General features: G+C 63.6%; 16 protein-coding genes. 5 read left to right on the plus strand and 11 right to left on the minus strand.

Translation table 11 applies throughout. The annotated features are described in order from the left end of the window. Nucleotides 1–70: 70 nt before the first annotated feature. Nucleotides 71–355 (minus strand): ParB N-terminal domain-containing protein, encoded by a 285-nt coding sequence (locus tag ACFOM8_RS10480; RefSeq protein WP_377761305.1) that lies wholly within the window; start codon nucleotides 353–355, stop codon nucleotides 71–73. 441 nt (nucleotides 356–796) lie between these two features. On the opposite strand from ACFOM8_RS10480, the gene ACFOM8_RS10485 reads away from it, so the two are divergent. From ACFOM8_RS10485 to ACFOM8_RS10500, 4 genes are all read left to right on the plus strand, one after another. Further along, nucleotides 797–2,506, plus strand: a complete 1,710-nt coding sequence (locus tag ACFOM8_RS10485) for an ATP-binding protein (RefSeq protein WP_377761306.1) — start codon at nucleotides 797–799, stop codon at nucleotides 2,504–2,506. Continuing rightward, nucleotides 2,506–3,339 (plus strand): hypothetical protein, encoded by an 834-nt coding sequence (locus tag ACFOM8_RS10490; protein ID WP_377761307.1) that lies wholly within the window; start codon nucleotides 2,506–2,508, stop codon nucleotides 3,337–3,339. Before ACFOM8_RS10485 ends, ACFOM8_RS10490 begins: the two co-directional genes overlap by 1 nt. A gap of 186 nt (nucleotides 3,340–3,525) precedes the next feature. Next, nucleotides 3,526–3,981: a hypothetical protein gene (locus ACFOM8_RS10495; RefSeq protein WP_377761308.1), complete on the plus strand. Its 456-nt coding sequence runs from the start codon at nucleotides 3,526–3,528 to the stop codon at nucleotides 3,979–3,981. Next, nucleotides 3,932–5,047: a hypothetical protein gene (locus ACFOM8_RS10500; RefSeq protein WP_377761309.1), complete on the plus strand. Its 1,116-nt coding sequence runs from the start codon at nucleotides 3,932–3,934 to the stop codon at nucleotides 5,045–5,047. The genes ACFOM8_RS10495 and ACFOM8_RS10500 overlap by 50 nt, the downstream gene beginning before the upstream one ends. A gap of 22 nt (nucleotides 5,048–5,069) precedes the next feature. On the opposite strand, the gene ACFOM8_RS10505 is transcribed toward ACFOM8_RS10500, so the two are convergent. The 10 genes from ACFOM8_RS10505 to ACFOM8_RS10550 form a co-directional block, all read right to left on the minus strand. Next, complete coding sequence (locus ACFOM8_RS10505) at nucleotides 5,070–5,780, minus strand: hypothetical protein (protein ID WP_377761310.1); 711 nt, start codon at nucleotides 5,778–5,780, stop codon at nucleotides 5,070–5,072. Nucleotides 5,781–6,252: 472 nt separating this feature from the next. Next, nucleotides 6,253–6,780: a hypothetical protein gene (locus ACFOM8_RS10510; RefSeq protein WP_377761311.1), complete on the minus strand. Its 528-nt coding sequence runs from the start codon at nucleotides 6,778–6,780 to the stop codon at nucleotides 6,253–6,255. Next, the gene (locus ACFOM8_RS10515; protein ID WP_377761312.1) at nucleotides 6,777–7,055 is read right to left on the minus strand and encodes a type II toxin-antitoxin system TacA family antitoxin; all 279 of its coding nucleotides are present in this window, start codon (nucleotides 7,053–7,055) and stop codon (nucleotides 6,777–6,779) included. The genes ACFOM8_RS10510 and ACFOM8_RS10515 overlap by 4 nt, the downstream gene beginning before the upstream one ends. A 437-nt stretch (nucleotides 7,056–7,492) precedes the next feature. Continuing rightward, nucleotides 7,493–8,875 carry an FGGY-family carbohydrate kinase gene (locus ACFOM8_RS10520; protein ID WP_377761313.1) on the minus strand — a complete coding sequence of 461 codons (1,383 nt, stop codon included), beginning with the start codon at nucleotides 8,873–8,875 and terminating at the stop codon, nucleotides 7,493–7,495. After that, nucleotides 8,872–9,186, minus strand: a complete 315-nt coding sequence (gene rhaM / locus ACFOM8_RS10525) for an L-rhamnose mutarotase (RefSeq protein ID WP_377761466.1) — start codon at nucleotides 9,184–9,186, stop codon at nucleotides 8,872–8,874. The genes ACFOM8_RS10520 and rhaM overlap by 4 nt, the downstream gene beginning before the upstream one ends. Then, nucleotides 9,186–10,181, minus strand: a complete 996-nt coding sequence (locus ACFOM8_RS10530; protein ID WP_377761314.1) for an ABC transporter permease — start codon at nucleotides 10,179–10,181, stop codon at nucleotides 9,186–9,188. The genes rhaM and ACFOM8_RS10530 overlap by 1 nt, the downstream gene beginning before the upstream one ends. Continuing rightward, the gene (locus tag ACFOM8_RS10535) at nucleotides 10,178–11,149 is read right to left on the minus strand and encodes an ABC transporter permease (RefSeq protein ID WP_377761315.1); all 972 of its coding nucleotides are present in this window, start codon (nucleotides 11,147–11,149) and stop codon (nucleotides 10,178–10,180) included. The genes ACFOM8_RS10530 and ACFOM8_RS10535 overlap by 4 nt, the downstream gene beginning before the upstream one ends. Continuing rightward, entirely contained in the window at nucleotides 11,146–12,684 is a 1,539-nt protein-coding gene (locus ACFOM8_RS10540; RefSeq protein WP_377761316.1) for a sugar ABC transporter ATP-binding protein, read from the minus strand. The genes ACFOM8_RS10535 and ACFOM8_RS10540 overlap by 4 nt, the downstream gene beginning before the upstream one ends. Nucleotides 12,685–12,735: 51 nt before the next feature. Beyond that, on the minus strand, nucleotides 12,736–13,728 hold the full coding sequence (rhaS, locus tag ACFOM8_RS10545) for a rhamnose ABC transporter substrate-binding protein (protein ID WP_377761317.1): 993 nt from the start codon (nucleotides 13,726–13,728) through the stop codon (nucleotides 12,736–12,738). A gap of 28 nt (nucleotides 13,729–13,756) precedes the next feature. Further along, nucleotides 13,757–14,560: a DeoR/GlpR family DNA-binding transcription regulator gene (locus ACFOM8_RS10550; RefSeq protein WP_377761467.1), complete on the minus strand. Its 804-nt coding sequence runs from the start codon at nucleotides 14,558–14,560 to the stop codon at nucleotides 13,757–13,759. Nucleotides 14,561–14,743: 183 nt separating this feature from the next. On the opposite strand from ACFOM8_RS10550, the gene ACFOM8_RS10555 reads away from it, so the two are divergent. Continuing rightward, nucleotides 14,744–16,846, plus strand: a complete 2,103-nt coding sequence (locus tag ACFOM8_RS10555) for a bifunctional rhamnulose-1-phosphate aldolase/short-chain dehydrogenase (RefSeq protein WP_377761318.1) — start codon at nucleotides 14,744–14,746, stop codon at nucleotides 16,844–16,846.

Here is a 16,846-nt window from a genome sequence, read left to right on the forward strand (position 1 = left end):
CGGGGAAGGGTCACATGGGTCAAATCTCAATGGAAATTATGGGCCTGCCTGGGTCACTTCTGGGTGGAAATCAACACTCCTTGCGCTTCACGCGCAGCATCTGCGCCAGCCTGCGGCCTTCCCCGATGCTGACGAGATAGAAGCCGGTCGGCTCGCCTTTGCCGTTCGATTCCGGCTCCACCACCAGATTTTGCAGGATGCCCTTGGCGGCGATGCTCGCCGCCTTCGCCCCGATAGACGCCTCGCTGTGCGGGGTCTTGCGGGCATTGTTCGGGTGCTTCTTGAGCTTGTTGAGCGGAATGAAGACGGTCGTGCCGTGTTCAACGGTCGGGGCGGTGTCGGCGGTCGTGGTCATGGTCTTGATCCTTTGGCTTGGGTTGAAGCGCAGCGCTGCGCTGCAACCCTGCCCGTCGGCGAGACCGGGGGGTGCAAGGTGCAAGGGCGACCGGGACGGAGGGGGATCACCCGGCCTGCACAAGCGGATCGAAGCTCTTGGCGAGAGTGAGAAACACGCATCCGCGCAGAAGGCTGGGGAGACCGTCCCGGTCGAGCACCAGCGATCCCTTGCGCCGCGCCAGGGGGCAGAGCCCCCAAGCAACCGGCCCGGCCAGAGCGGAGCGGCGGCCGGGCGCATAAATTGGATCAGGCGATGGGATATCGAAAACTAAAGCATCTTGATCGTGATCGCCGCATTCATGCAAGCTCAGATAGATTCACGCTTTTGTTTCGCTATACTTAGCGACAAGAAGAGTTGGCTTGGGGATAGGCGATTGCGCCTAGATGGTGGGCAAAGAGAATGCAGGTTGTCTATCTGGGGCGTTCGAGCCGACACACCAACCCACCGCCGCAGGTCGAAGGCGACGTTATAGAGCTGTTGACGAACAACTGGGACGACTATGGCTTCAAAACGAGCTTCCCGGTCACCTGTCGACTGAACGGCGAGGTGGTCGAACTGCCAGGCCTTCGGCTGTTGGTAGCTGAGGCGCACACGTCCAGCACCGCCTTGGACAAGATCCGAGACGAGGGCTGGGACGGCGTTTTCCCTATACCAGATGCTGACTATGTGTCTGTGCCCGGCGAGATCACCTTCTATGAGCAGATAGAAGGGGCGCTTGGCATCGAGGCCGCGATCGAGGTGGCGAAGGTGCTCCGGGACGCGAGCTATCTCGTCCATGTCGCAGACGACGCCGACGCCAAGGCCCTTGTGAACAGCGAGGGCTTTCGTAACTCGCTGCAGCGCGAGCGCGCCAGCATGCAGGCCTTCATAGATGGATGGAGGGTGTTCGAGCGGCAGGCGATCGCGGTGCTCGATCTTGGTTTTCAGTTCGAGAATGTGTTCGGCAACGCCACCACACTAAAGTTGAAGTTTCAGCCCCGGACCCGGCTCCCACATGATGTCAATGTCCTGATCGGACCAAATGGCTACGGCAAATCGCAGTTGCTGCATCAGATGGTGCAGGACTGGATTTCGCCTTCGGATGAGGACGAGCGCGGTTTCGTCGAGAAGCCTAACCTCAGCCAGCTTGTCGTGGTCTCGTATAGTCCGTTCGAGCGCTTTCCGGTCGATCTCGCAGGTCGCAAACTGCAGGATAAAGCGGCCTATCGCTATTTCGGCTTACGTGGTTGCACGACCCCGAGCGATACCAGCAAGCGCAGCCGGATCACACTGTCGCACGACTATCCAAAGAGGAACGCGGCGCAGTCCCTAGTTCAGTGCCTAGCCGACGATCGGCGCTTGCGCTCGATCCGGGATTGGTCTCGCAAGGTCGCGACGATGGAGAGGGTCCTGCGGACGGCGATGGCCTTTGATTACGCAGCGGTCGAGGTCGGTCCGCGCAAGAGGAAGGAATCCTTCTATCACGAGACCGCCCTCGTCGATCCACTCGCAATCGATATTGGTGATGGCGAAGATCGACGACGATACATCCCGATCACGCCCGATCGCGTCGAGGAACTCGACGATGAACGGTTGAGCGCGGCGCTCGAAATGGCATCCGGCGTGATCTTCTTTCTCGACGGCCAACCGATTGAGTTGAGTTCAGGCCAACGACTCTTTGCCTACATCGTCATCAACATCCTGGGCGCGATCCGCCGCAATAGCGTAATCCTGGTGGATGAGCCGGAGCTGTTTCTTCATCCGACTCTCGAGATTCAGTTCGTCGACATGCTCAAGACAATCCTGTCGCGGTTTAACTCGAAGGCGTTGCTGGCGACCCATTCGGTGGTAACGGTGCGCGAGATTCCGTCCGATTGCGTTCATGTCTTCGAAAAGACCGAGGACGATGTCCTCCTGAAACACCCCCCGTTTCAGACCTTCGGCGGCGATTTCCAGCGGATTTCGTCCTATGTCTTCGGGGACAAGGCGGTATCGAAACCGTTCGAGAGCTGGATCAGAGAGCAGCTTGAGGAACTGGGCTCGGCTGAGGCGCTGATCGCGGAACTGGGCGATGAGATCAACGAGGAGCTCATCGTTCAGATCAAAGCGACGGAGCGCGGCCAGTGGTAATGCTGCTCGACGCGCCCGCCGCCTGTAGCCTGCAAATGGTCGACGACGTGGTCGCCGAGCGGCAGGGGGGTAAAAATGCAGGTTTCTTCGCTGGCATCGCGCAGGATTGGCGCGACTGTGTCCAAGCCTATATCGATGCGGAAGGATCGCCGGCTGCTGTGCCGACCTGGCCTGACATTGCGCACAAGAAGAACAGCTTCATGAACCTGTATCTTTCGCCAATGGACGGGTCGGTCCAGGGCAAGATGCTTGCAGCGATGCGCGATCATGATCTGTCGCTCTGCCCGGCCTGCGGCGAGGCGGGCGCGCCCAATACGCTCGATCACTATCTGCCAAAGGGCCAGTATCCGCATTTCTGCGTGACGCCGCACAATCTGTTTCCAATGTGCGATGCCTGCCAGACAAACAAAAAGGAAAAGACAGGCGACGCTGCCAATCCGCGATTCTTTCTACATCCCTATTTCGACGTGTTCGCGGCGAACCAAGTGCTTGAAATCACCATCGATCCGCCATTCGAGGCTCCAACTTTCAACTTGGGTGCGGTATCCCTCCTGACTGCGCCGCAGCAGGCCCTGGTTAGCCGACACGTTAAGGAGCTCGGCATTGTTCAGCGCTATGCCCGGTTTTTTCGCAACCAGCACCAGCGCCTGCTTCGGCTCGTCCAAAACCTCCGCGAGGCGGACCTCGATGTCGAGACGAACCTCATTCTCTTTCGCAACAATGCAGCGGCGCCCACTCGAAACGCTTGGGAACATGTGTTCTACAGCGCCGTCCTCTCCAACACCGACATGCTGGATTATCTCAAGGACGGCGATTTTCCAGATTACCGCTAGATTCGGTTTCGACAGATTGAGACAAAGCTGCGGTCGATTCTCCGAGCCTCTAGCCAAAATTCAGTATTTGTTTCAAATCGAATATAGCAGCTTCATTTAGTTTTTTAAGGATAATTCTGTAGATAAAAAATATATGCTCTTTCTGGCAGGAAAATTGGCGAAGATAGGCAGCGGGGTGAATTCCAAGTGACAGAAATAGCTGTTGCTAGCGAAAGACAAACAGCCATTCGCTTGCTCTCCTGCATTCAAGCTGCGGGAGATGTAAATAATGTGAGCCACTGGGGAGGTGATGTTGTTTGCGTCCTGCACTCACAGTCGCGCCTGCAGGCACTCGATTTCTGGATGCGCAATCCCGACTATCTCGCCAACGAACTCCTAACGGAGTTCGAGACGTCCGGTGAACGCGATCTGCTGACGATCGCACAGCGTATATTCGATGATCGCGAACCCGATCTTCGGCGCTTACCGAGGCGCGTTATCGCGACGCCTTTTGCCTCGGACTTTTCGGCGACACGATGCAGCGCATCTACGCCGATGGAAGGAGCGTCTAGCGGAGGCGATCCCGCAGGTCTGGGCCAGGCCGAGGAAGCGGATGAACCATCGTTGCCCCACACGGGTCATCACGCTCATCAACAAAATTAGACGAGGTGAGGATGGGGAGGAACAGCAGCCGCGCAGCGATGCCGAGCAGGGCGTTGTTCGGCTGTTCGTCATCTCGCAGGCGATAGCCGACAAGAGCGCGGCCGAGGCCACCGTCGCTGCACGAATGGCTGAAATCACCGGCGATCCGAATTGGGCGGAGGGAGCCGACGCGATCAAGACGCTGGCGTTGGAACACCTGATGTCAGCACGCCGCTTTGGCTTTGAACCGTTCTTCGAGCCTCTCTACGGGGTCGAGCGCATCCGCACGAGCTTTCTGCAAGGGACAGGTGCGGGCATTGGCCTTTTCACCCGCGAAATATTGCCGCTAGTCGCGGCCCTGCGCGCGGGAGATCGATTTGCCGTCGCAGCAGTCGTTCGGCGCACATCGCCACTTCTCGAGCGTAAAGCGCTTGAGGCTGCCGGCGAGAAACAGGTCGACATTCTCAGCAAGGTCAAGGCTGCCTGCGATGGCCTGCTGGCCTTGGTGAACAGGGGGCAGAAACCCACTGCGCGCTCGGTCTTGCGCTATGTCGCCGAAACCAACCTCTTCACGATCCCCGAGGTGCTGGTCCCGTTTTCCGCCGCCGATGCCGTCGGCTCGGACGGCGAGATTGACGCAGCCGGTGACGCTGGCGACCAGGAAGAGGAAGTCGATGTCAAAAGCGAGTTGGGCGGTTGGCGCTTGGCACTGGAGGCGCCCTTCGACCAGATCGAGCGATATGATCGCTACGTTCGTGGCGTCTCGCAGTTCGACACGCACCAGGGGGTAAAAGGGCTGGAATTTCCGAGGGTAATGGTTGTCGTTAGCGACGATGAAGCCCGTGGCTTCATGTTCGCTTATGACAAGCTCTTCGCGACGAAGGCGAAGAGCAAGACGGATCTTGAGAATGAAGCGGCCGGGAAGGAGACGACCATCGATCGGACGCGGCGACTATTTTACGTGACCTGCAGCCGCGCCGAGCAAAACCTCGCCGTCGTTTACTACACCGCTGATCCGACGCTGGCACGCGACGCGATGATACGGCAGGAGTGGTTCGAGCCAGGCGAGATAGAACTAATCGCCTAAAGGCTTCGGCTCTGCGGCGACCCTACGGCTGGTGTTCCTTCCACTGCCGATGCTGCTCGCGCAGTGCGGCCTCGATGGCGGCAAGCCTGGCGTTGTAATCCAGTCCGTTCGGGCTTTTGCCGGCGACCTCGCCGGAGGCGATAACGAGGCGCCACGCGCCGTACTCGTGAAAGGGGTTGAGTCCGATGACGTTACCGAGTGCGACGTCGCTTGGTTCCGGCGCGCACAGCAGCTTGGCGAAGGCTGCGATCGCCGCGTTCATGTCCCAATCGGAGACGAACAGCACAAGCGCGCATAGGGCAAGCAATGCCGTTGGCGCACCTTTCCATCGATAGATTTCGGGCTGCCGCTTGCCGAAATCGATGCCGCCATTCGCGGCGACGAAGGTGCACAGTGAGATTGCGGCCTCGTAGTACGACTGGAGCTTGGTGACGTCGAACACCTCGCGCCCATGATTTTTCTGGGCAAGTTCAATCGCTTGCCGCCACGTCGCGTCCTCGAACGGTAGCAATCCGCCCTTCACCAGTTCGAACAGGTCAAGATGCTCTTCGGTGAACTGTTTTTTTGCGGCGACTTTCCAATCGAAGGCTGGCATCTCCGCTTGGGATGGGTGGAACTGCCAGCGCTGATGGTGGGGATGACGCTGAAGAGCGCGCGCCCAGGAAATCGCTTCCAGCGGCAGCGATACCGTGAAGCGGGTGGCGGATTTAAGATCGAAGAACCACTGCCGCATGTCCCTGATACGACGCTGGTCAAATATGCCTTGCTCGATACCCTTACATACCAGCAGCCGGATGGCTCTTGTTTCCGCGCTTTTTCCGATCCGAAGTCGAGGAGGCTATCTTGGGTCGAACGAGTTTCGTCGTTCCCGTGGAATTCGCAGAATGGATGGTGGGCGTCGCCACCATTCGGATCGACAAACCTGAAGTGGGCTTGTCGGAGAATCGCCTTCGACGCCCGCGACCTTCCGGAGCGAACAATGTGAGCACCGAATTTTCCGCACGATGAACATTGAATGTCGGAGCGGATCGCATCGCCAGAAGCGCTGAGAAGTTCAGCTCCGTCGCGTGATGACGTCGGCTGCTGGCCTGTCATCAAGATCGCCAGTTGATCAACATCAAGCTCGCGCGCGAACCTTACTGAGAACGCAGTTGCCGGCATTTGCTCCCACTCATCTTAAGCATTTTACGTCGGGTGAACGACCGTCAGAGAAGACCCTTACCCTTGAGATCGGCGGCGAAGGTGGCGAGCGGCATGACCAATGTGAGCGGCCGACTCTGAAGCGGCTCGGCTCCATAGCTGGCGTACCATTGAGCCGCACGTTCGCCTTTGGCGTCGATAATCAGCAGCACGCCGCCGGCCTCGGACGCGATACGCAGGCAACGAAGCGCCGCAGTTGCGAGAAGCTGACCGCCCAGGCCGAGGCCCGCGACTGTGACATCGGTTGCGATCCGGGCCAGCTTAAAGCCGGAAACCTCGTGCTGAGCCAGCCCTTTCGTCATCGACGCCGGCACGTCCTCGTGCGCCACGGCAGAGGGGGCGAGCGTGTAGAAGCCGAGCACGCGGTTGGGCGTGGCGACGTCGATCGCGCAGAAGGTTTTCGAGGCATTCTGTTCGTGGCTTTGACGCGCATAGCGTCGAAGAAAATCGTTCATCGCCGGATCGCCGCAGTCGAAGGACTGGCGATCATGCGATTTCGCGATTGCTTCCTCCTTCCAGGCCGGCAGCGTCATAGAGTATCAGGCAACGCTGCTATTGCCGTCCGCAGCTTGGCATTGGGCCTGGGGGGATTTTCCAAGAGTTCGAGCACGCGCGCATGATCGCGCGCAGACAGGCGAACGATCTCGGCCGCCTCGATGACAGCCTCGGCTTCCCGCAGGGCGGTTTGAGTGACGAAATTGGTCAGGTCGGTGTTGCGGAGCGCAGCGGCACGCACGAGTTTGGCCTTGGTTTCCGGCGAAACTCGCAGGTTCATGCGCTTATTGTCATCCACGGCTGCCTGGGGCATCTCCGTCTTCCTTGTGAGTTGTACTTGTTCAGGATGTACGCGAACTCTCCCAGATTTTCAAGATCGTGTGTCATCATGGCGTACGCGCCCGCCCTCTGAAAGGGGGCGTTGCGGGGGCTCCCCGCAGAAGGGACCGGCAGAGACCTTGGCTCGGCCGCAGGGGAAAGCTTTCCCCTCATCAGACCATTTCCTTTGTACGCTTCCCGTATCCCTCGGCTAAGATGGAAAATTGAACCGCGGGTCGGTATGATGTAGCTCTTGCGAAGACATTCGCTGTCTGTTCCGCGAGTTGGAGCAGCGGCCGTCACCGGCGATAGATGGCGAATTTTTTTGAGCCGATCAGTCGAAAAAACCCAGTGATTTCAAGAGGATATCTTTTTGACGGTGGGTACAACGGTATACGATCTCTCAAAAATATTTTTCTCTTTGTTTTTCAATTAGTTATGCCGTAAAGTAAACAATCGAGTGGGAATGACCCGCCGGCGCCACAGCGCCGCGTAATCCCGCAGCGCCCCGGCATGGTCCGGCACAAGCCGGGCGGTGGTGCGGGGCGCCGGGGCTGCGCCCAGGCACAGCAGCGCCGCCCCGACCGAGGTTCCGGTGCTCGAGGCCGCGACCTCGACGCCCTCAGGGCGCAGAACGGCCAGCATGTCCAGGTAATCGGGATTGCGGGCGAAAGGCCCCTCGACAATGGCGGGGCCGCGCGCGCCGACCAGATCCAGGCAGGTTCCCGTCATCAGCGCCAGATACCAGGACAGCGCGGCCGTCCGCTGCCCCTCCGGCGCGGGCGCGCCCAGCCATTCCATGGCGCGTCCCCGGAACGGCCCTGATCCCGGCTCGATGGCGGGCAGGATCATCAGCCCCGCCGCCAGCGCGCGGTCGCGTCCGGCCCTGTCCGGCATGGCGGTGCTTCCCGCGCGGATCAGTTCGTATTCGCGCCCCCCCATGAAGCGGGCCGAGGGCACGGGCTGGCCAAGCGCGTTCACGTTCACCAGCACGTCGCGCGCGGGATCAAGGGCGACCGGATCGCCGCCCACGGCCATTGCGACCACCCATGTCCCGGTCGAGACCACCGCGAAGGGTGCCCGGCGCCCCAGCACATAGGGATAAAGCGAGGCATTGCTGTCATGGATGCCCACCGCGACAGGCGTGCCCGCCGGAATGCCGGTCGCGGCGGCGACGGGCGCGGTCAGCCCTCCCAGCGTCTCGTCGGACCTGCGGGCGGGCGCGATGCGGCCCGCTAGGCCCAGCCTGTCCACAAGGTCCGAAAACCGGCCCTGCCAGGGATCCCACAGGTCGGTATGGCAACCCAGCGAGGTCACGTCGCTGGCCGGTTCCCCCGTCAGCCGCCAGCCCCAGTATTGCGGATAGGTCAGGACATGGGCGATGCGGTTCCGCAGCCCGGGATCGGTTGCCAGCAGCCAGTGCAGTTGCGCGCCCAGGTTCAGGCCCATCGGCAGCCGGGGCGAGCCGGTCCGCGCGAAATCCGGCCGCAGCGCGTCGTATTCGGCGGCCAGCGCGTCGGGACCGGCATGTTCATAGTCCGGCATCGGCATGGCCCGCCCTTGGGCGTCCAGCAAAACCGCCGCCGCCCCATGGGTGGTGACCGAAATCGCATCGACGCCATGCGCGGCGTGGAACGCCGCCAGGTGGTGCAGGAAGAATTGCCAATGCCCCTCCAGGTCCGCGTGCGGCCAGGGCGGGCCGGGCAGCGGGCGGTTCGGGCGGGTGGCAACGGCGATTTCGGCCAGGGTGTCGCCATCGACCAGGGCCAGCTTGGCATTGGTCTTGCCGATGTCGATCACGGCGACGCGGGTCATGGCAGATGGAACATCGGCACCAGGGGAACCGCGACGGGTTCGTTGTCGTCGCGGGTCTGCATGATGTCGGCCATGTGCGCCCACCAGCGTTGCATGACGGGATGGGCGGGCAGATCGTCCATGCCGTGATCGTCGGGGCGGGTCAGGATCCCGAACAGGGCATTGGTTTCGGGATCCAGGTGGATCGAGTAGTCCCGCACCCCGGCCTGCCTCAGAAGCGCCGCCAGTTCCGGCCAGATCGCGTCATGGCGGCGGCGGTATTCGTCGGCCATGCCGGGGTTCAGCATCATGCGGAAGGCGTATCGCTGCATCATCCTCTCCGTGCCATGGACCACAGGCGCGGCACCGCGATCACCGCGATCAGCAGCGCGCCCACGACGATGGACATCACGATTCCCGGCACGTTCAGCAGCCCCAGGCCAAATGTCACCAGCCCCATCACGATGGCCGCCAGCACCACGCCCGCGATGCTGCCCGACCCGCCCAGGATGCTGACGCCCCCCAGGACGACGATGGTCACGACCTCCAGTTCAAAGCCCGAGGCGATCGACGGCCGTGTGGATCCAAGGCGCGAGGTCAGGCAGACGGCGGCGATGCCGCTCATCAGCCCGGTCAGCAGAAACAGGACAAAGCGCACCCGGTCCACGCGGATGCCCGAAAACCGCGCGGCGACGCTGTTGTTGCCGATGGCAAAAACGGTGCGGCCGAAGCTGGTGCGGTGCAGCAGCACCCCGAAGGCCAGGGCGGCCGCCGCGAAGATCACCAGTTCCACCGTGATCACCCAAAAGACATAGCCCTGCCCGAACCAGGCGAAGCCGGGGGGGTATCCGGTGAAGGCCCCGTCGCCCAGCACGATAAAGCTGATGCCGCGGAACAGGCTCATGGTGCCGATGGTCACAACGATGGAGGGCAGGCCGAAGCGCGCCACCAGCAGCCCGTTGAAGGCCCCGCAAGCCAGGCCCGTCGCAAGCCCCAGCACCACCAGCACCGGCGTTCCCGCCCCCGCCGTCATCGCCAGCCCCATCACGGTCGAGGCCAGGGCGATGATCGCGCCCACCGACAGGTCGATCTCCCCCGCGACGATCAGCATCGCCATGGCGAAGGCGATCATGGCCTTTTCGGTGAAGTTGAAGCTGGCGTCCGAAAGGTTCCAGGGATCGAGGAAATAGGGCGAGGCGAAGGCGTTCAGGACGAAGATGCCGACGGCGACCACGGCCAGCAGCGCCTCCCAGCTTTTCAGGGCGCGGGCGGCGGGGCTGGTCAGGCGATCGGGAATCTGGCGTTCCGGGCGAAGGGCTGCTGTCATTCGGCGGCCTCGGCTTGTCTGAGGATGATGCGGCCCGGTTCCCGCCGGCTTGCGGCGTTGAAGGCGATGGCCGCCAGGATCGCCGTGCCGGAAATCGCCATCTGCCAGAAGGGCGAGATGCCCGCGACCGGCAGGGCGTTCTTGATGATGCCCAAAAACAGCGCGCCCATGACCGCGCCCGCGACTGTGCCCGACCCGCCCGCGATGGCGATGCCGCCGATCACGCAGGCGGCCACCACGTCCAGTTCGAACCCCCCGGCAATGTCCACATAGGCCACAGCATAGCGCGCGACCCACAGGTATCCGGTCAGCCCCGCCAAGGCGCCCGACAGCACAAAGGCCGCGAATTGCGTGCGACCCACCGAAATTCCGGCATAAACCGCCGCATGGGGGTTGCCGCCGACCGCGTAGAAGGCCCGGCCCAGCGGCGTGCGCGTCAGCAGCAGCGCCACCCCCGCCACGCCCGCGACGGCGATCCAGGCCATGACCGGCAGGCCCCCGATCACGGCGCGGGGAAAGGCCTTGAAGCCCTCGCTCATCTGGTGGGCGTTGATCCAGGCGCCGCCGGTCATCAGAAAGATCGCGCCGCGATAGATGGTCATGGTGCCCAGCGTCACGACGATGGAGGGGATGCCGAGTTTCCAGACCAGCAGCCCGTTCACCGCGCCAAGCCCCGCGCCAAGCGCCACTACCGCCAGCAGGATCAGCGGCAGCGGCACCCCCGCCCCGTTCATCAGCGCCGCCGCCATGCCGCAAAGCGCAAGGTTCGCCGCCACCGACAGGTCGATGCATTTCGTCAGGATCACCGCCATCTGCCCAAGCGCCAGCAGGATCAGCGGCGAGGTGTCGGTGAACACGCCCGCCAGATTGGCGGGGGCGACAAAGCCCGGAAAGCGGCTGGCGACCGCCGCCAGCAGGGCGGCGATGGCAAGCGCCAGGATCGTTTCGCGCGATTTCAGGATGCTCATGCGGCCTGTCCCCGTGGCTGGCCGATCCCGGCGGCGGCGCGGACGAGATTTTCGGGAGTCATCTGGTCGCCTTCGAATTCGGCGGCGATGCGGCCTTCGCGCATGACGATCACGCGGTCGGACATGCCCAGGACCTCGGGGATCTCGCTGCTGACCATGATCACGGCCAGCCCTTCGGCGGCCAGTTCGGACATGAAGTCGTGAACGGCGGCCTTGGACCCGATGTCTATGCCCTTGGTCGGCTCGTCCAGGATGATGACGCGCGGTCTGGTCGCCAGCCACTTGGCGATGACCACCTTCTGCTGGTTGCCGCCCGACAGCAGGCCCACGTCCTGATCCAGGCTTGCCGCGCGCAGGTCCAGGCGGCGGGTGTAGTCGCGGGCCAGCCTGAACTCCTCGGCCAGGCGCAGAAAGCCGTGCCGCCCGGTCCTGCGCAGCGACGGCAGGGTGACGTTCTGGAAGATCGGCAGGCCCTTGACGGCGCCCTGCCGTCCGCGGTCCTCGGGGACATAAACGATGCCCGCATCCACGGCCTGCGCGGTGGACCGGATCGCCAGCACGCGACCGTCGATGCGGCAGGCGCCCTTTGACGGCCTGGTGATGCCGAACAGCGCCTGCATCACCTCGCTGCGGCCCGCGCCGATCAGGCCGTAGAAGCCCAGGATCTCGCCCCGGCGCAGGGTAAAGGCGATGTCGGCGAACTCGGTCGGGTGGCAGTATCCGGCCACGGTCAGGACCGGCTCGCCGATGCGCGCGGGGCGCTTGGGATAGATCTGGTCCACCGAGCGGCCGACCATCATCTGCACAAGCTGGCCCTCGGTCACGTCGGCCATGCGGCCCTGGCCCGCGAACTGCCCGTCGCGGAACACCGTCCAGCGGTCCGCGATGCGGAAGATTTCGTCGAACTTGTGGCTGATGAACAGGATCGCCTTGCCCTGGGCCTTCATCTTTTCGACAAGCTCGTAAAGCTCGGCGATCTCCTTGTGGGACAGGGCGGCGGTGGGTTCGTCCATGATCACGACGCGGGCGTCGATGGACAGCGCGCGGGCGATGGCCACCAGGTGCTTGCTGGCGATCCCCAGATCGCGCAGGCGCGTCGCGGGGTCCAGATCGGCGCCGATGCCGCGCAGGATGGCGCGGGCACGGTCGCGCATGGCGCGGCGGTCGATCAGGCCAAGCCGGGTGCGCGGGGCATGGCCGATGAAGATGTTTTCCGCCACCGTCATGTCGTCGAACAGCACGGTTTCCTGGTGGATCGCGGTCACGCCGGCATCCCCCGCCGCCTGCGCGGTCGGAAAGCGGACCGGCTGGCCGTCCAGAAGGATCTCGCCTTCGTCGGGCTGGTAAATCCCGGTCAGAACCTTCACGACCGTGGACTTGCCCGCGCCGTTTTCCCCGATCAGCGCCGTCACCTGGCCGGGATACAGGTCCAGGACCACGCCGCCCAGGGCACGGACGCCGGGAAATGTCTTGACGATGCCGCGCAGCGACAGCACCGGGGCCGCGCCGTCCTGCGGCCGGGGATCAGCCTGCATGGGTTCTTGTCCTTGCGGGAAGCGCCGCCCCCGGCGGGGGCGGCGGGCCAATCAGAAGATCGAGCTGAACTGGTCGATGTTGCTGGCGTCATAGGTGAAGGGATCGGCCATGGCCGCCGTGTTGTTGTTGTCCAGCGTCACCTCGCCCATGCGGCCGATGGGGATGGTCGCGCCGGGTTCGGCCTTGGCTTCGCCCTTGGCCAGGTGATAGGCGATCATGGTCGCGGAATAGCCCAGGTCGATCGGGTTCCAGATCGCGAATGACTTGGAGGCGCCCGATTTCACGTGGCCCGCCATTTCCGAGGGCAGTCCCAGGCCGGTCACGTTCACCTGTCCGATCTTGCCCGCATCCGTCACCGCCTGCGCCGCCGCCACGATCCCGACCGAGGTGGGCGCGATGATCGCCTTGAGGTTCGGATAGGTCTGCATCAAGCCTTGGGCCTCGCGGTAGGACTTGTCCGCGAGGTCGTCGCCGTAAACCGTGCCCACGACCTTGACGTTGGGATAGTTGCCCGCGACCTTGTTCATCTCCTCGATCCAGGTGTTCTGGTTGGTGGATGTGGTGGTGGCCGACAGCACCGCGACCTCGCCGCCCTCGGGCAGGTGGTCGGCGGCCAGCTTGATGATGGTGTTGCCGATCAGCGGCGCGGATGAAGGATCCAGGTGCATCATCCGCCCCTCGGGCGCGACGCCGGAATCCCAGGAAATCACGGTGATGCCGCGGTCCATGGCCTTTTTCAGCGTCGGCACCAGGGCGTCGGTGTCGTTGGCCGAAACGGCGATGGCGTCCACGCGCTGCGCGATCAGGCTGTTGATCACCTCGATCTGGCCTTCGGCGGTGGTGTCGGTCGGGCCGGTATAGATGATCTCGACATCGCCCAGCTCGGCGGCGGCTTCTTCGGCGCCCTTGTGGGCGGCCTCGAAGAAGCCGATGCCGAGCGCCTTGACCACAAGGGCGATGCGGGTGGTTTCCGCCTGCGCGGTGCCCGTCATCAGCGCGCTTGCGACGGCGGCGGTCGTCAGGATGCTGCGAAGAATGCTCATGTTTCCTCCCCTTATGAGCAGATGCGCCTTATTCCTCGGCGCGTTTTCGTCGGTCCGATGCGGGTTCGACCACGATCAGCCGGATCTCGGCGGCCTCCAGCATCCGGGCCGCGCGGTCGTCGATGCCGTCGTCGGTGATGACGGTGCCGATACGGGTCAGCGGGCACAGAAGCAGGCTGGAGCGTTCGCGGAACTTGGAACTGTCGGCCAGCACCACCAGCTCGTCGGCCTGGCCGATCAGCTTCTGTTCGGCCTGGATCAGCAGCGGGTCGCCCTCCATCAGTCCCAGCGGACCCAGGCCCCGGCAGCCCATGAACATGCGGCTGGCGTAGAAGTGGTTGCTGCCGTCCTGGTCGAAGGGCGACAGGATGATGTTCTGTTCGCGATAGATCGCCCCTGCGGGCACCAGCACGGTGTTCTTGGACTGCTTCAGCAGGTGTTCGGCGATGGGAAAGCTGTTGGTGAAGACCTGAAGCCGCTTGGTCGTCAGCGGGTGGACCATCTGAAAGGTGGTCGTGCCGCCGTTGATGATGATCGCGTCGCCGTCCGCGCACAGATCCACCGCCGCCTGGGCGATGGCGCGTTTCTGCGCGATGTTGATCGTCTGCGTGACCGCGAAGGGCCGGGCGTTGATGCCAGCGAAGGCGGGGGGCGCGATGGCCTCGGCCCCGCCGCGCACCCGGCGCAGCTTCTTGGCCAGGTGAAGCTGGGCGATGTCGCGGCGCACCGTGGCCTCGGACGCGCCGGTCAGGGCGCAAAGGTCCGCCACCGTCACCACCGGGCGTTCGCCCACGGCGGACAGGATGATGCGGTGGCGTTCCGTTTCCAGCATGTGTTCCCCTCTGACCGCCAGCATCCCTTCAGTTTCGCGCATTGTCAATCATGTTTGCGCATAATCATCGTTTCTGCACCTGCATAATGATTGGTTATGATTGCTGATGATTGACTTTGGCGCATTTCGCCGCCATTCCTTTGGTCAGCACGGCGCAATCCGCCGTTCCTGGGAGGGGACCCGATGACAGACAGCCTGACCGCCAACCGCCTGGAAAGCCTGTGGGACGACGCCAAGGCTGCGTCCATGACCGAGCCGCAGAAGCTGCTCTACCGTTCGAACCTGCTGGGGTCGGACAAGCGGGTGACGAATTACGGCGGCGGCAACACAAGCGCCAAGGTGATGGAAACCGATCCGCTGACCGGCGAGGCGGTCGAGGTTCTGTGGGTCAAGGGCTCGGGCGGCGACATCGGCTCGATGGGCATGGACGGGTTCGCCACGCTCTACATGGACAGGCTGCGCGCCTTGAAGGGCAAGTATCGCGGCCTGGCGCACGAGGACGAGATGGTGGCCTATCTGCCCCATTGCACCTTCGGGCTGAACCCGCGCGCGGCCAGCATCGACACGCCGCTGCACGCCTATGTGCCGCGCAAGCACGTCGATCACGTTCATTCGGACGCGATCATCGCCATTGCGGCCTCGGCCGATTCGCGCGACCTGACGCGCCGGATCTTCGGGGACGAGATCGGCTGGCTGCCCTGGAAGAAGCCCGGCTATGAACTGGGCCTGTGGCTGGAAAGGTTCGCTGTCGAGAACCCGCAGGCCAGGGGCTGCGTGCTGGAAAGCCATGGGCTGTTCACCTGGGCCGACAACGCCAAGGACTGCTATCTGACCACGCTGGCGATCATCAACAAGGCCGCCGATTGGCTTGATCGCACGACCGGCGACAAGCCCGCCTTCGGCGGCGCGGCGCGGCCCACCCTGCCGCCCGCGCAGCGCCGCGACATCGCCGCGCGGCTGATGCCCGCGATCCGGGGGCTGATCTCGGGGGACCGCCACAAGGTCGGCCATTTCGACGACCGGCCTGCGGTGCTGGAATTCGTGGGGTCCAGGATGCTGGACACGCTGGCCCCCCTGGGCACGTCCTGCCCCGACCATTTCCTGCGCACCAAGATCCGCCCGCTGGTGGTCGATTTCGACCCGGCCGATCCCGACCTGGACGCGACGGTTGCCGGGCTGGACAAGGCCGTCGCCGATTACCGCGACGGTTACGCGGCCTATTACGACCGCTGCAAGCACCCCGACAGCCCGGCCCTGCGCGATCCGAACGCGGTGGTCTATCTGGTCCCCGGCGTCGGCATGATCACCTTCGCGGGGGACAAGGCCACGGCGCGGATCTCGGCCGAGTTCTATGTCAACGCGATCAACGTGATGCGCGGGGCGTCGGCGGTCAGCACCTATCAGGGCCTGCCGGAACAGGAAGCCTTCGACATCGAATACTGGCTGCTGGAGGAAGCCAAGCTGCAACGGATGCCCAAGCCCAAGTCGCTGGCGGGCCGGGTGGCGCTTGTCACCGGGGGCGCGGGCGGGATCGGGGCGGCCACGGCGGAACGCTTCCTGCGCGAAGGCGCCTGCGTGATGCTGGCCGACATAGACGAGGCCGCGCTGAAGACCGCCCATGACGGGCTGGCGGGCCGGTTCGGGCGCGACATGGTGCGCAGCGCGCCCATGAACGTCACCGACGAACATCAGGTCGCCCGCGTCTATGCGGACATGGCGGTCGAGTTCGGCGGCATCGACATCCTGGTGTCGAACGCGGGCATCGCCTCGTCCGCGCCGGTCGAGGACACGTCGCTGGCCTTGTGGAACAAGAACATGGACATCCTGTCCACCGGCTATTTCCTGGTCAGCCGCGAGGCGTTCCGCGCCTTCCGCGCGCAGGGCATCGGCGGGGCGGTGGTCTTTGTCGCCTCCAAGAACGGCCTTGCCGCCAGCCCCAACGCGTCGGCCTATTGCACCGCCAAGGCGGCCGAGATCCATCTGGCCCGCTGCCTGGCCCTGGAAGGGGCCGAAGGCGGCATCCGCGTCAACGTGGTCAATCCCGACGCCGTGCTGCGCGGGTCGCGCATCTGGGAAGGCGAATGGCTGGACCAGCGCGCCAGCACATACGGCACCGACAAGGAGGGGCTGGAGGAGATGTACCGCAAGCGGTCCATGCTCAAGCGGTCGGTCCTGCCCGAGGACATCGCCGAGGGCGTGTATTTCTTCGCCTCCGACCTGTCGGCGAAATCGACGGGCAACATCCTCAACGTGGACGCGGGCAACGTCCAGGCCTTCACGCGGTGA

This window comes from Paracoccus angustae (assembly GCF_042648745.1).
Lineage (GTDB): Bacteria > Pseudomonadota > Alphaproteobacteria > Rhodobacterales > Rhodobacteraceae > Paracoccus > Paracoccus angustae.

Excerpts from the sequence above, each read along its gene's own strand:
- ACFOM8_RS10500 (WP_377761309.1), top strand. The coding sequence starts at position 3,932 with ATGAACCATCGTTGCCCCACACGGGTCATCACGCTCATCAACAAAATT.
- ACFOM8_RS10505 (WP_377761310.1), bottom strand. The coding sequence starts at position 5,780 with ATGCGGCAGTGGTTCTTCGATCTTAAATCCGCCACCCGCTTCACGGTA.
- ACFOM8_RS10535 (WP_377761315.1), bottom strand. The coding sequence starts at position 11,149 with ATGAGCATCCTGAAATCGCGCGAAACGATCCTGGCGCTTGCCATCGCC.
- ACFOM8_RS10555 (WP_377761318.1), top strand. The coding sequence starts at position 14,744 with ATGACAGACAGCCTGACCGCCAACCGCCTGGAAAGCCTGTGGGACGAC.
- ACFOM8_RS10480 (WP_377761305.1), bottom strand. The coding sequence starts at position 355 with ATGACCACGACCGCCGACACCGCCCCGACCGTTGAACACGGCACGACC.
- ACFOM8_RS10485 (WP_377761306.1), top strand. The coding sequence starts at position 797 with ATGCAGGTTGTCTATCTGGGGCGTTCGAGCCGACACACCAACCCACCG.
- ACFOM8_RS10550 (WP_377761467.1), bottom strand. The coding sequence starts at position 14,560 with ATGCTGGAAACGGAACGCCACCGCATCATCCTGTCCGCCGTGGGCGAA.
- ACFOM8_RS10510 (WP_377761311.1), bottom strand. The coding sequence starts at position 6,780 with ATGACGCTGCCGGCCTGGAAGGAGGAAGCAATCGCGAAATCGCATGAT.
- ACFOM8_RS10515 (WP_377761312.1), bottom strand. The coding sequence starts at position 7,055 with ATGCCCCAGGCAGCCGTGGATGACAATAAGCGCATGAACCTGCGAGTT.
- ACFOM8_RS10490 (WP_377761307.1), top strand. The coding sequence starts at position 2,506 with ATGCTGCTCGACGCGCCCGCCGCCTGTAGCCTGCAAATGGTCGACGAC.
- ACFOM8_RS10540 (WP_377761316.1), bottom strand. The coding sequence starts at position 12,684 with ATGCAGGCTGATCCCCGGCCGCAGGACGGCGCGGCCCCGGTGCTGTCG.
- rhaS (WP_377761317.1), bottom strand. The coding sequence starts at position 13,728 with ATGAGCATTCTTCGCAGCATCCTGACGACCGCCGCCGTCGCAAGCGCG.
- ACFOM8_RS10520 (WP_377761313.1), bottom strand. The coding sequence starts at position 8,875 with ATGACCCGCGTCGCCGTGATCGACATCGGCAAGACCAATGCCAAGCTG.
- rhaM (WP_377761466.1), bottom strand. The coding sequence starts at position 9,186 with ATGCAGCGATACGCCTTCCGCATGATGCTGAACCCCGGCATGGCCGAC.
- ACFOM8_RS10530 (WP_377761314.1), bottom strand. The coding sequence starts at position 10,181 with ATGACAGCAGCCCTTCGCCCGGAACGCCAGATTCCCGATCGCCTGACC.